The sequence below is a fragment of the Microbulbifer sp. MI-G genome (assembly GCF_030440425.1).
Classification (GTDB): domain Bacteria; phylum Pseudomonadota; class Gammaproteobacteria; order Pseudomonadales; family Cellvibrionaceae; genus Microbulbifer; species Microbulbifer spongiae.
Map to the genome: position 1 here is coordinate 2,150,262 of NZ_CP098023.1, position 14,260 is coordinate 2,164,521.

At 49.1% G+C, this 14,260-nt stretch carries 7 protein-coding genes; all 7 read right to left on the reverse strand.

Annotated features, from left to right (window positions below):
- Positions 1-62: 62 nt before the first annotated feature.
- The 7 genes from M8T91_RS09030 to M8T91_RS09060 all read right to left on the reverse strand — a co-directional run bounded on the left by M8T91_RS09030 (position 63) and on the right by M8T91_RS09060 (position 14,256).
- Positions 63-2,666, reverse strand: coding sequence for a CRTAC1 family protein (locus tag M8T91_RS09030; protein ID WP_301418909.1), 2,604 nt, complete (start codon positions 2,664-2,666; stop codon positions 63-65).
- Between the two features lie 17 nt (positions 2,667-2,683).
- Entirely contained in the window at positions 2,684-4,243 is a 1,560-nt protein-coding gene (locus tag M8T91_RS09035; RefSeq protein ID WP_301418911.1) for a hypothetical protein, read from the reverse strand.
- A 72-nt stretch (positions 4,244-4,315) separates the two neighbouring features.
- Positions 4,316-6,367, reverse strand: coding sequence for a TonB-dependent receptor (locus tag M8T91_RS09040; protein ID WP_301418913.1), 2,052 nt, complete (start codon positions 6,365-6,367; stop codon positions 4,316-4,318).
- 142 nt (positions 6,368-6,509) lie between these two features.
- Positions 6,510-9,914 (reverse strand): ABC transporter permease, encoded by a 3,405-nt coding sequence (locus M8T91_RS09045; RefSeq protein ID WP_301418915.1) that lies wholly within the window; start codon positions 9,912-9,914, stop codon positions 6,510-6,512.
- On the reverse strand, positions 9,911-10,798 hold the full coding sequence (locus M8T91_RS09050) for an ABC transporter ATP-binding protein (protein ID WP_301418917.1): 888 nt from the start codon (positions 10,796-10,798) through the stop codon (positions 9,911-9,913). Before M8T91_RS09050 ends, M8T91_RS09045 begins: the two co-directional genes overlap by 4 nt.
- Before the next feature lie 67 nt (positions 10,799-10,865).
- Entirely contained in the window at positions 10,866-11,972 is a 1,107-nt protein-coding gene (locus M8T91_RS09055) for a Gfo/Idh/MocA family oxidoreductase (RefSeq protein WP_301418918.1), read from the reverse strand.
- A complete protein-coding gene (locus M8T91_RS09060; RefSeq protein ID WP_301418920.1) occupies positions 11,962-14,256 on the reverse strand; it encodes a methyltransferase in 2,295 nt (764 codons plus the stop codon). The genes M8T91_RS09055 and M8T91_RS09060 overlap by 11 nt, the downstream gene beginning before the upstream one ends.
- Positions 14,257-14,260 lie beyond the last annotated feature (4 nt).

A 14,260-nucleotide genomic window follows, 5' to 3' on the forward strand; every position in this document is an offset into this window, starting at 1 on the left:
TAAAGCTGTAATCTCAACGAGCAGCGCATTAGCGCAGCCCGTTGAGTGCCATCCTAATTGGATTAATCTGTTTCAGGATTGGAATTTTTAACAGCAAACTTACTCGCCGCAATACTTTCTCCCACTAAATCACAAGGCATTACACCTTTTCCTCGATACAGGCAAATCAAATCATTCTTTACAGGTTTTTGGAGCATGTAACTATCCAATTTATCAGCTCCAGAAGGCCATCTGACTTGCAACTTTTCCACGCTCTCTTTGCCCAAGCCCACCAGTAAATCTCCGCTGTAACTGCTGAAACTCGGACCGCCAATATTGATTCTTCTAACAATAGTATTGTTTACTACCACCTTCGCACCAACACCGAATATATTCGGAGACTCTGAGTCAATGAGGCGAATTTTTACCCAATTGGCGATGTCCGCCTCCACAACCCCACCATTGATATAGACAAAGGTTTTTCCCGATTCAAAGTTAGTGGGCGGATGCCTAAGCTTGTCTGTTCCTGGCAATGCCATCACTTGCCCATTGAAACTCACTTTCAAATTTCGTGCTTCAGGCGATAACGAGTTATAGCCACTGGCATGAGTGACAACAAGATCAGCAAATCCGTCATCATTTAGATCGCCGGAAATCATACCTACAGCTGCCTCATGCATCCTAAAGATGTCGCGAATTTCTCCTTTTTTTGCAGCCTCCAATCCCATCTCGGAAAAGGAGTCAATATCATTGATGTAGATGTAATCGCGTTTATGCCATCCGGTCCCCGGCGCCTTCCGCCTCGGTGGTTCATGGTCATAGTCCATATAATCAATATCCATAAGGCGATATTCAAATGTCTTATCGTGAAACTTAAAATTCCCCGGTGAGCTGCTATTCACTAATAATCGGCCCGGCCCCCCCGAGAAATCACCACCCATGCCGTCATTGCCTCTTGTCAAGGCACCGGCCAGATAAATATCCAGATCGCTGTCATTGTCAATATCCATCATCACTGGTCCCCAGGAAAACTCCAAACCACTTAAGCCGTCCTTGAAACGCATCTCTTCATAAAAATCATAGTGCTTGGGCATCACATTGTTCTTGTTGACCATGTCGGGGGGAATAACTTCGGAATGTACCACTCTGGTATCCAGGGTGACGTCCTTTAGACCGGAGTCCTCCGTGTAGCTCAATAAGATGTTATGCAGAGTGCTTTGTCCCAGTGGATAATTAATCTGAGATCTCGGCATACTGGCCATTTCTTTGCCGGAATTCACAAATAGTGCTGTGTTTCTAATGGAAGCCACTTGGCTGCCACAGTTGGTGGCCAGTAGTTCCGCATGACCGTCACCATCCAGGTCGCCACTTTCCACGCCCATCCAGCAGCCCTCCCACAGAGGGGAGTCGAATTGGGTATCTCGTCGATAGGTGTTTCCCTTATTGTTTTCATATACTCGCAGTCTGGGCCCACCAACATCGTTGGCAACAACCAGGTCCGGCCAGCCATCATCATTCCAGTCTGTTAGTTGCGCAGACCAGCTATGATCGGCTTCTTCGCCTACCTTTTTACCATTGACTATTTGTTCCGCCCTGGAAATGACTTTTTTCAATGGCAAACTATAACTTCCATGTGGCAAGGCTTCTTCCTCGTATAGCCCCGCAACCTTCATTTCCAAAGCTTTATCTATAAAAGTGAGTTCACCAGTTTCTACTAGCTGATTTATATAGAGCTGATTGCGGTTACCTGCAAAGGTTTCCATACCAAAACCAAAATAATCAAAATCCAAGAAATTGGAAACATAGATATCCAGATCGCCATCTCGATCTATATCAGCCACAGTGGCACTTTGCGAGTCCCAACGACCTCCGACGCCGGCTTTTTCCGTCATATCAACCCATTCTGGAATACCATCATGGTCTTTATCTCCGAGGTTGATAAAGAGCCGGTTACTGCCCTCCCATTCTTCTTTATCGCCAAAATTCACCTTGACATTGAGGCCATCTTCCATCCCAACACGCAAAAAAGGAGGTGCCATAAAGAGAAGAGGTTCTTTCGAGTTCCTGTCTTCACGCCCCAGATTGGTTTCTACCGGGTAAAAAGGCATAGCAGTTTCCTCATTCTGTACCGCCATGCCATAGTGCGCATTAAGCACATAAAGATCCATAAGACCATCGCCGTTCAAGTCTGCCGCAACGGCTGCTCGAGCGATACGTCCCACAGAAAATTCATTGTCTTTTATCCCTTTTCTTGGTAAATATTTATTCTCAATAAGCAATTCTTCCCGAATATAATGTCGATTTTTACCAACCAGTTCCTGTATCGGGGTCAAGACCGGGTTTCCCTTGCTATCAACCCCCTGGTTGATAAACAAAGTGTTAGGTAAAGCGGGCACATTGCTATTGGTCAACACGCCCTGCTTTGAAGTCGCCTTATAAACTGGTCTACCGTCATGGGGTAAATAAAGGTCCAGAAGGCCATCATTATTTGCGTCGAACAGGGTTGCGCCTTCAGAAAATATACTGGTATTGTGCTTGCCACGAAAGCCGAGGGAAATACCAATTTCCCGAAACGGCTTTATGGTTTCTTCTTCAATATTTTTATCATTCCTTTCTCCTGCATAAAGTTCCGATACATGGGCAGACAATAAGCCGATTAGACAAATTAATGAAAATCTAATTTTCATAATATTTTCCGATATTTTTATAGAATATTTGAATCCAAATAAGTCCTAAATAGGGGTCTGCGATAATTATTGCTAGCCAACCGGATACGATCAAAGACCAGTTCATTGAGTGGAACCTCCACTTCCAAGACATCCATAATCCTTTCATACGATACAAAAGTAATTCGAAGAAATGGGCTGCCTTCTTTTTCAAAGGGTCTTAGATAAATTTGCTCAATGCCATACTCATGATTGTTCACGCCGTAGAATTTGCCCTCCTTGATACGCGCCATATAGGCATAGTGTGGTGAAGGCCCTTCTTTAAATCGTAAATAACGGCGCTCAATGGGCTCGGATGCCGGTAACACGCCAACACCCAGCGCGGGAATATCATAGTCCTCTTGCATAACAAGCAAGGCGATTGGGATATTGCCAATGATAAAAGCGTGACTTCGATCCGAAGAGTACAAAACCAGCTCGATATAACCCATGTCATCAAATTGTGATTGGTTACCTTTGAATTGCGTCAGAGGTTGTACCTCTCTTATCTCTATTTCCTGCCAGTCGGGATTGTAGGTAATAGTTTGTAACTTTTCGGTGGAATAAATTCCAGGCGGAATAAAGGCGTAAAGTTCAAAAATATCACCGCTGCGCAAATCTGAAAAATACTTAGCATTTATGATTTCTCCATCACGTTTTATGTTAAAAAATTGACGCTGTACTTTGCGGCGGGAATCTTGTGAGGAATAACTGCCAATCACTTTATTCGAGGCTAACTGGGCCTTGCCAGCATACAATGTTTTTATTTCCTTTCTAAGCCTTTCCAACTCCAAAAGAACTTCCGCATTTTTGTTGTATCGAAGCGCGAAACGAAGTTTTAAGTCAGATACTTTAAGATCATTGTTAACCCTTATCATGGAAAAATACTGGTCTTTCGGCATGGAAAACCAGCCGTGGTACATCTCACCGACAGAATCCTGTGCGTTGATTTCCCACAATCCCGGTGACAAGCAATTATTAATTATAGACATACGCTTTGGCGTAACATTCTCATTGGGGCCAATTATTCCTTCCTTATAGTTATATTCCTGTGCAAACGGATCAAAGAAATCCCTGCCACCATGGAATGACCCCAATACCTTATTACTATGCTGGCGGCTTAGGCTAACGCCATTTCTCGCGTATTCAGCAAGCATAAGATTAAAACTGTCGAATTCCGATAGCTTTTCTGCGCGTGCATAGGGAAGCAATGGCGTCAAGAAGCGGGATTCAATTTCCTCAAAGAATACAACTTCTTCTTTCTTACTAGGATCGGAACTTGAGGCTACTGTCAATTCAAGTTTTTTAGTATCAGAATTAAAATTTGGCGTGATCTTGTCTAGCTTCCTGAGCTTTGAGTAAAACCGATTAATGGACTGTGTAGACCCACTGAGAGGCGCATTGTTATGGCGTTCCTCCTGGTCCAATAGCATGGTTACGCTGTTAGGAGAAAAAAATAACTCTACTCTCACTGCCCATATAAAAAGGCCAGTAGATATAAATGCGCCAAATAATAAAGCAGCTGCACCCCGCTTCCTCCTTGTGAACTTCTTTTTCATATTCAATTGTCCCTTTAGCGAGAATAAACCAGAAACGACAAATTTGGATCATTCGCCGTTTCCGGAAAATTTTTAAAAGGTGTAAATTGCGCCTAGACCGATCAGACGATCCCGCGCAGGTGCCCCTATCCGTGCGGTAGGTGCAAAATCACTATTTACATAGCCATATAATTCATACTGTTCGTCGAGCAAATTGTCTGCCCACAGATAGACTTCAATATGCTCAGTCTGTAATGCCAAGCGCAAATCCAATTTGTCGTAAGCTGTGAGATCAAAATGGTTTTGCGGATCAGCCGGTCGCTCATCCACGTATCGGTAATTTACGCTGGCATTCAGCGCTGGCGCCTGTAGCCCCATAAAGTCTGGCAATGGGCGATAAAAATTTAAAGAAAGGTTCGTGCTCCAGCGCGGCACATCAGGCACCTCGTTTCCTGCAGCGACAAAGCCACCGGAAACACCTGGCACATCGTTGATGATCGCAGTATCCAAAAAGCTCAATCCAGCCGCCACACTGAATCCTTCCGTGATTAGCCAACTACCTTCAAGTTCCGCACCGAAAGTTTCCGTATCGGCATTCACCGCGTTGGTGGCAAAAGTTACAAAATCAAAACCGATTAAATGGTCGTCGTCGGCCTGATTAAAGAAAACCGCTCCCTCGAGCCTGAGGCGCTCCGATTCGCTTTTAAAGCCCACCTCAAGCGTATCGACCTTGGCTGGTCTATAGGGCAGACTATCGAGCGGCTGCGTGGCAAAGTCATTAAATCCACCTGCCTTATAGCCGCGAGCCGCCACGGTATAAATATTCGTTGAATCGGAGACTGCATAGCTGAGAGCCAATCGGCCTGTTGCATAGTTGTCATCCAGGTTGCGTTGATCTTGCTGTACAAATTCACCAATGGCCGGAATAAAACTGGTGTATTCAGCCACATAGGTTTTGCTGTCGCGGGTATAGCGCAGACCCGCTGTGAATTTTATTGCGTCACTCAGAGGAAGTGTCAGCTCACCATAGACCGCTTGACTATCCGTATCATAGTCTCGGTCCTGGCTACTGCTTCTAATCAAATCCATCGAATCAAAGCTTCTTTCAGCCTGGGACAGATTCACCCCGACCACCCAGAATGAAGTGGCCTCGGGTAACGAAGACAGTCGTAGATCCTGGCTGATAGTGCGCTCTTCCTGCTGATCGCCGCGAAGATACTCTACCGGGAAATTGAATACAGCGCCGGCTGTGGTGCTGTCAAATCCGGTCAGGTAGTCAAAGTCTGTATTGACCAATGCGGTAATCGCGGTCAATTGACTGCGATTCCATTGGTGATTAATTTCTATGGAGAAGCGTTCAATAGTTTTATTATTGTTATCGAATACTCCCGGTGTATGCTCACTGCCGGGATTATCGGTAAAGGGCTGCAATAACTGCAGGTTCAGGAAACCTTCCTGATGCTGCCTCTCTGCGATAACCAAAGCTGAAGTGTCTGGACTGAGATCCCATAGCAGGCTACCTCGAAACGCCAGAGCATCGGGTTGTGTCATAGGATCGCCATTAGTGATATTTTCTATCCAGTGATCCTCACTTGTGTGGCGGACCGCCAAACGGCCACTAAGCGAGTCAGAAAAGGGGCCACTGACGACTGCTTCGTATAGCCGCTGGCTTTGCTCACCGGCTTCAATGCGCCCGTAAGCTTCTAAATCCCGGGTTGGCTTGTTGGTAATTATATTTATGGCGCCAGCTTCGCTGTTGCGCCCGAACAAAGTGCCCTGTGGACCTTTCAGTATTTCCAGTCTGTCGATATCCAATGTGCCAAGAGAAACATTTCCCGCTGGCATGGATACGCCATCAATATTCACAACAACGGAACCGTCATCCTTGTTCACCTGGGTTAGAGAGCCAACTCCGCGAATGCGGATATTGGCGTCCACAGCCCCACTTGAAGAATAAACATCAACCCCAGGCACACTGCGCAGAGCATCCTCCACATTGAGTAACAACCTGTTTTGCAGGGTATCTCCATCGATCGCATTCACACTAAAGGGAATATCTCTGGCGTTCTCCTTAGAGTGTCGGGCAGTAACCACTACAACTTCCAGTTCAGTGTCCGACAGGCTATCGGTATTCGTAGTTTCCACTGCAGAGTGGACCATAGAGGTAGTTAATAAGGTGGCTGACAATAATGAAATTTGCTGCGCAATCTTTCTTTTTTTATTTAGAATTTTACTGGGCATTGATCAAAGCTTCCTGTGTTTAAGTAAAAATGAAATCTTGATGTGGCTATTTCGCAGGGACTTTCGTCCTTCCGAGTAAGTTCTGCGCTGGATCACGCTGATAGGATGGCCAAACATCCAGCGCCAATACCTGTTTCGAAGGCAGACGATCAATCAGCATATTTTCATTGATGACCTCAGCATCCAGCTCATTGATATCGGTCAATAAACGATAGCTGGCAGTTTCGGTAACCGGCTGCCACCCCCCTTTCTCCCAGCGCCAACGCTGCCCATCCAGGCGTATCTGGCCCGTCTCCAAATACTCGACTGTTAAAGCTGACGAGAGAGGAGCCCCGAGCATATTTTGTGTACGGGTCACGCCCACATAGGCGTTCAGCACACTCTCGATATTTTTCTGCTGCTGAATATCATCGAGTATTGCAGACAGGGATTCCGGGGTTTGGTGAAGAGTCCAATCCAGTGCGGCGACCGGCGCGTAATAGCGAGCCCAACCAGAAATCGGCGCTGTGCTTAATCGTTCAACAGGAATCTCGCTACCTGCCAAATCTCTAGTCGTCTTGTCGGAGTAGCGGACCAGTACATCATCAAGTACTTCGATACCGTCGATTTCTGCAACACACAGCAGGCCTATCGCTCCCGAAACGCCATCGCTGAGCCATGCCGAACTGGCAATACGTCGTAAATCCGACCTGGCAACAAGATGCTGCCTGGCCAAGGCTCGGGCAATATCAACCCGCCTCAGCCAACGTCCTGTTCCCTCATCGGCGATATCCCAGTGAGGCCCTTCGGACAATTGCAGCAAGGTACCGCTGGCTCGAGTCTCGCCGAGCCCTCTTGGCCACTGGGCAATCCGCTTAATTTCGATATCCGTACCCAGCCGCTCATTAACGCAGGCCTGCATCTGCCCCACATCTTTTGCAATGGCAGGAACCATAGTAGAGCGGCTGGAATCATGGGCAATTTCAAAACCATCGAATACTGCAAGTTCCGTATCAGGTGCCCATTGAATGACGAAATCCAAGGGACCAGTTGTACTGCCGTGTTCGCTGAAGACAGGCTTGTCAGCGCTTTTAATACGAACTTGCCAGCGCCAGTCCCCTGAAGGGGCCGCGCCCTCAAGGGTTGTGGCAAGCTGTGCGGTTGGCAGCGTAAACTCACGGCTTAAACCCAGTGCTTCGCGCTCTGCGGGAACCCGCAAAATACGCTCGGGATCAATGCCCAGACGCGGAACAATATCACTGGCTTGTAACCAGACTCCGCCGGGTGTCAGCCCCGAGGGCTCCCCCTCAGCTGACCAGCCGGGAGCAGTCAGTTGCCACGATAGTTTGATATTACAACCTGGCTCAGGGCAGCCTGAGATTGGCAGGGACATATGGTCGTAACGTTGTTCAGCCGTTACTTCACGGCCATCCACTAAAGCGTTCACCAGGACAAATCCATTAGGCAATTCAAAATACAGGCCCTGTCCATCAACCTGAACTTGGAGCAATTGCCACTCAGCTTCCACTGTCTGATTATCCGGGTTGATACTGATTTTCAGATCACCGCCAGATACTTCAAACTCACTGGCTTTCGGCAACCAGTATGCTTCCCAGGCTGCATCTTCCCGCTTCAGTTGCTCCGGTGATTGATAACCTCCCTGCACTACCAACTTGTCTTCCAGTACAGTACCCAGTCCAAGAAGAAATAGAGCGGAACAAGCCACCAAGGCACCCTGAGGGGCTATAAGGCGAGAGCGAATCAGGGCAAAACCCCGAGACATGCGGCTATCCAATCCCCTTGGAACCCATAGAGCAGCCAGGCCGACCATCAATACGGCGAGCGCAACTTTGAATCCATCCAGGGCGAACAAATAACCGATCCAGGGTTCCCAACCACTGAGAGCCGACAGTTGGATATGTGCAGTAATACCCACTTCATAGGGAGGGTAATGCACCAGCTCCAACTCATGATTCAGTACCAAGATAAAGGTCACGAACATTGACATGGAGTAGGCAAAGCCCGCATGGCGGAATAGCGCATGCACCAGGAGCACCATCATCGACAACTCTAATAACGGCGCTGTCACTATCAACAACTGGTAGGTAAATGCCTGGCCTACATCGACAGAGGCCGGTGCAGAAAGAAGCACGGCAAAGATGCCCGATAACCCCGGTAGCAGTGCCAACAGCACCGTCATAGCAAATACCGTAAGGGCAACACCAAACAGGCGCAGATAGTCCGGCGCTGGGGTAGCAGCCAGCATATCCTCAAACCCTGGCACCTGATCCCTGCGGCATACCAAGCCAGTCAGCGCTGCGATCACAAATGCAATCACAAGAAAAATAACATCCTTGAGAAGCGGCAACAGCATTTCCAAACGCGGTGCCATAGGCCCTTCCGCATGCCAGATAATTTGGGTAAAAGAGCTGACGACCCCCATCACGACGAGTATCACCACACCAACCCACCAGGCCCGGCTACCCCATACATGGAGCAGCCTCCAACGGGCTTCCAGCATTAATTGACGCAGGCTACGGCCAAGCGATGCGCTATCCGGCTTCGATGGAGAGAGATCTACTACTTCACTGGCAGCTGTCTTTTTACTGGCTTTAGTGCGAGAAGATTTGGCTGCCCCTTCCAGAATCAGGGACTCCCTTCTCAGGTATTTCAAGCAGGCAGCTAAAGCAAGCAGCGGTAAGAGACACCAAAAAATCCGGTTTAATACCGAACCCAGGGTAAAGGGCAATAAAGAAGAGGATTTTTGCAAAGGTGTCCAGGAGGTAACTTCCGTATAAACGAAAGTAAACAGCGAAGGGTCCATTACCGCAGCCAACTGCGGATTAATGCTTGCACCCTGAAGCACGATCACAGCAAACATCCACAACATCATCAAAGCCGCAGCGAGCCCAAAGGGACCTGCCAGGCTTCGAGTGCGCAGTGTCATAATAAAATACAGAGCACCGATACCGACGCTGGCAGGGATCTGTAACCAGATCCATGCAAAGCCGAGGGCTTTCCAGGGGGCTGGGCCAATCGCCGCTTCAGGCAGTAAGCCCATCCAGACCAATACCGGCGAGAATAAAAAGCCCACCAGTGCCGATGCACTTAATATGGCTCCTATCACCGCTGCACCGATAAACCGCCCCCAAAGCATAACTTTCAAGGAATTCGGGGTTGTATAAATGACTTCGTGCAAACTGGCTTTGCGATCGCGCAGAATCGGTTGTGAGAATACCCAGGCCCAGGCAAAAAACTGGAAGAACATACACCCAGCACCCATCAGGTAAATGAGCGATGGCGAGTTCCGGGGGATATCCGTAGCCCCCATTTTTTGCATATAGTCTGCGTTTACCAAATTCAAAAGCAGGTAGATCACCAGCCCCCAAAAGGCCAATGCCACAATGCCGCTGCTAAAACCGGCCCTTATTTCCAGCTTTGCCTCATGGGCAATAAGCGCCAGCTTATTCATGCCGCCTCCCGCTGGTCTTTTACCTGCTCAATCGCCAGGTGATAAATATCTTCCAGACGCGGGGTATGGGCCGTAAAGCGCGGGTCTTCGGGTTTCTCACCGTGTACGATTACCTGGGTACCATCGGGCTTGGCAATATTGTGCAGGGATGCCGGTAACTGCTCACCGCGAGGAATCAGTGCTTGCCACATCTTGTCTTTATGGGGAGCAGTCACTTCCGGGGCTGTCCCCTCAACGACGATGCGCCCTGAGGCCAATATCGCCAGGCGCTGACACAGGTTTTCGATATCTTCAACGATATGGGTGGAGAGCAATACAATGGCATCCGCCGCGACATCCGCCAAAACACAGTGAAAGCGGTTGCGCTCAGCGGGGTCCAGGCCTGCTGTGGGTTCGTCGACAATAATTAGGCGCGGCTCACCGATAAGTGCAATGGCAATACCAAAGCGGCGCAACATGCCGCCGGAATAAGTTGATACAGCTCGATCGGCCACATCGGCCAAATTGACCTGCTCCAAAAGCCTGTCCACTTCGCGGCGCCTTGTACTCGTTTGGGTAAAACCTTTAAGCCAGGCAAAACGATCCAATAATGTCCGCGCGGTAATCCCGGGGTAAGCGCCAATATGTTGCGGTAAATAACCCAATTTACTGCGCATAAAATCCGGATTTGCCAGAACATCCACACCATCGAGAATAATCCGACCACTATCTGGTGTTTGCAGGGTTGCCAAAGTGCGCATCAAACTACTTTTCCCGGCACCATTAGGCCCGAGTAATCCATACATTCCGGGGCCAACTTCCAAATCAACACCGTTTAGCGCTTTCACCCCGTTTTTATAAGTCTTAAAGAGCCCTTCAACGATCAACCCTGATTGCTTTTGCATCTCTCCTCCTAACCCCGTTTATCAGTAAAAATTCCGTAATCACTTTTTGTGCTATTTGCGTATTCTTTTAGTCGCAAGCCTGGCTAACAATATCGGTAAGCGCCTGCACTGATACTGGCTCCGGTTCCCCGGGCTGGATTAATGCCGGCATACCGATACGCGCAGTTAAATCACTCCATGCCATCGACACACTCAATGCCCACTGGCCGCTTTGCCTGCGTCTTTCAGGTTGCGCGATATCGGCGCACAGGGAATGCAGAGCCTGAATCACGGCCTCAGGCCAGGTGAGGGCAAAAATATCGTGATAACTGCGCATGTCCGAATCACCCAGGGTTACCATGCTGGGCACCGCCAATCGCTCGGTACCCTCACCGCTCAGTATCAGCCTGCCTGTTTGATCCCGTGGTGAATGCAGCCTTGGATTCCACAGCACGGGGCCGTGGGTATCGGCCAGAGTTAGAACACCCCCCTCACTACCTATGGCAAGTCGATGCAGTAACAGGGAGTGATTGTCCGGGTCCTGTGGGTGCACCTGATTTTGTATGCGCAACGTCAAGGGCACTCCGCCAAGAGTGGCCGATAAACTTTGAAAAGGGTGTCCTTCAGCGTGCTCCGGCTCACTAAAAGACCAGGGGCGAAGGCCACCTACCGCGCGGCCAATTACATCCAGCAGCGGATAGGCCATCTGGCTGTTGCAGATAGCATCGACCATTTCCAGGCGCTGGTGCCAACGTAAATATTCGGCCGCTGCCAAAAATTGCCTGGTGGGACGCAAATTTGGATATAGCGTATTAACCGCGTAAGCCGCATTTCCCTGCTTTGCCGCCAGCAGGTTTGCAGTAATTTCCTTGGTGTGGACCGGGTGCTCCTGCAATACATGAATACCGCGCTTGAGTAGCGATTGGGCCAATTCAGAACCCTCGCCCCCCGTTGCCCCTGAACGAACAACAACACAGACTATGTCGATGTCATCGGGAATTTGCTCAGCCTCGGTATAAAGCGGCACCCCATATTGTTCGGCACAACTTCTGGAATAATCACTACCCCGAGCCAATAAACCGGCCAATTCAAAATAATCCCGACCGGGTAATCTGGAGGAAGTCAGGGCTTCGAGATAAATACGGCCAAAGCCTGTCCCTGCAACGACAACTCGTTTGCGCTTATCAACTCCCATAGGACGAATCTCCCTGATGGCTGCCCATGGACTGAGCCCATTCCTGCAACTGGGCGTTGTCTACCTCACCGTCAATCGTCAAAGGCAACTGGTCCAAAACCTCGATACAAATATCTGAATCAAAATGATCGATATATTCGGCCAGGCAATCCGCAGTCAGACGCATTTGATTTTGTTTGGCTCTACAGGCAAAGAAGCGATGTCCTTGCCTGGATAGGGGGTGTTCAGATACTGGCAAATCCATAGCCAACTCTAATCCGGCAGCCTCCAGGGCATTGTGCCACTGGGAAAGTGACAGAAATGTTGCACCGGAATCCGTACGTTCGTCGACGGCATCAACCAACATAAATGCCTGTGAAGCCATTACCCAGAACTCCTCACTGGTTGGCTCGGTCATAATGAACCAACCTCCCGGGCGCAATAACTCAGCCACTCTTCGCAGTGAGGCATCTGTGTTATGAGCGGCATTAAAAACACCACCAGCAATAATTACGTCGAAGCTATTTGGAGAAAATCCCTGTCTCCGCAGCGGACGATCAATATCAAACAAACCACGGCGCAACCAGGGGCGTTGCTTCTGATCACCATGTCGTGCGAAAAAGCTGTCGAGAAAAGCCGCAGAGATATCCGTGAACTGATAATCAAACTGGGTATGACCACTGGCACCGTCCAACACGGGCAAGAGGGCCAGGGTTGTCGCACCGGTGCCTGCACCAACCTCTAAAATTTTCAGGGGCTGTGGCTGCCCTTCCCAGTTATTTAAAATGGACTTCAATAAAGCACTGACTGCACGCTGTTGGTACCTGGCAGCTATACCCTCCCGGTAAAGCGCACTCGCCAACTCAGTGCTGCCACGGGGGAACAGCAGGTGCACAGCCTGGACTTTGCCTAGAATCAAATCTGGTAATTGCTCCGCATTAGCGCGGGCATAATCGATCGTTTTGCTAGCTCCAGAGAGTGCTCGCCAATCCTGTTCCAGTTGGTCCCAGGCCTGGGCAAGAGCGGTATCACTGTAGCTGCCTGGATCAACCTCGACACGCCAGCTGTCACCGTCAGCACTCAGTAACTGTTGCTCCTGCAAAACCCTGATCCAACGTTTAATCAAGGCTCGGTGCTGTTGGGCAATCGGTGGGGTTTCGAGTATCTCTGCCAAACTGTGTGCTGAGTGCTGCTCACAAAACAGTCCCAGGTGACTAAAGGCATTCAGCATAGATAGCAAAGCGGTAGCGTTAAGCTGTTCGGTAACCTTTACCGCATGCTCCAAGTCAATATGGGCAAACTCTGTATCCAACTCGGTATTGATACCCTCAAATAACCCAGCCATATCGAGCATGCCAGGTTTGTCCTGTATCTTCTCCAGTACCTTAGCTTGTGCAAACACAGCCCAGCGGTCGCCCCCGGTTAGGGGCACAGTGGCAGAGTTGGCGACGGCGGGATGTTTCGCAACGCTCTCAGTAATGGCCTCAAGCTTTTGGGTCAACGCCTGCTCCGCCTTTGCAACAGGTTCTATACCCACCTTGGAAGAGATCCAACCGGCTATATCACTGGTTAATAAGCGACGAGCATCCTGCAACAAGGGTTGTGGCAACAAAACTTCGGTTTCATAGAGCAGACATCGCAGATTTTTCAGGTTTGTCAGGGCAATTGCGGGATGTGCGACCAACCCCTTTAATAAAGTTGCCGGCAGTATCACTCCGCTAAACCCCGAGCGTTCCAATACGACCAGTGCTTTTGCGGGATTGATTTCAGGCGGCTGCAAATAGACAGCAAGCCCACAACTCCATGCTGCAAAAATGGCAAATCGAGAAAATTTATTGAGAGGGGAAAATACCCCTACACTGCCCTGAAGAGCCCTTAGCGACTCTTTTTGGGATTTATACAGTGTGAAATTTGCTTCAGCGGTGTCAGCCTTTATCATCCCCTTGTCTGTTAACAACAGGGAAAGTTCTTCTTGAACGACTTCCAATAAATCTGGGGTTTGTACTTTAATTGCCAGGGGCTCACCCTCTGCATTAGTCGGGGCTTCAGTTTCAAACCCGATCCCCAACCTTAGCGCCACCAAGTGCAAAAGCAGTCGCACTGCTTCTTCGCAACTATTGGCAGGTAACAGCAGTGCTTTACCTTGCAAGATATCCAGCTGCTCACCCAGGTTTTCTGCCACGGAGTTTGTCCAGGCCAGTACCTGGCTGCCACTCCACTCATGGCCACCAAAGGATAATGCCGGTGCTTCCCCCAGCTGTTCTAACCCACTTAAGATTTCCGCTGTTATTACTTCATTTTTCATTACA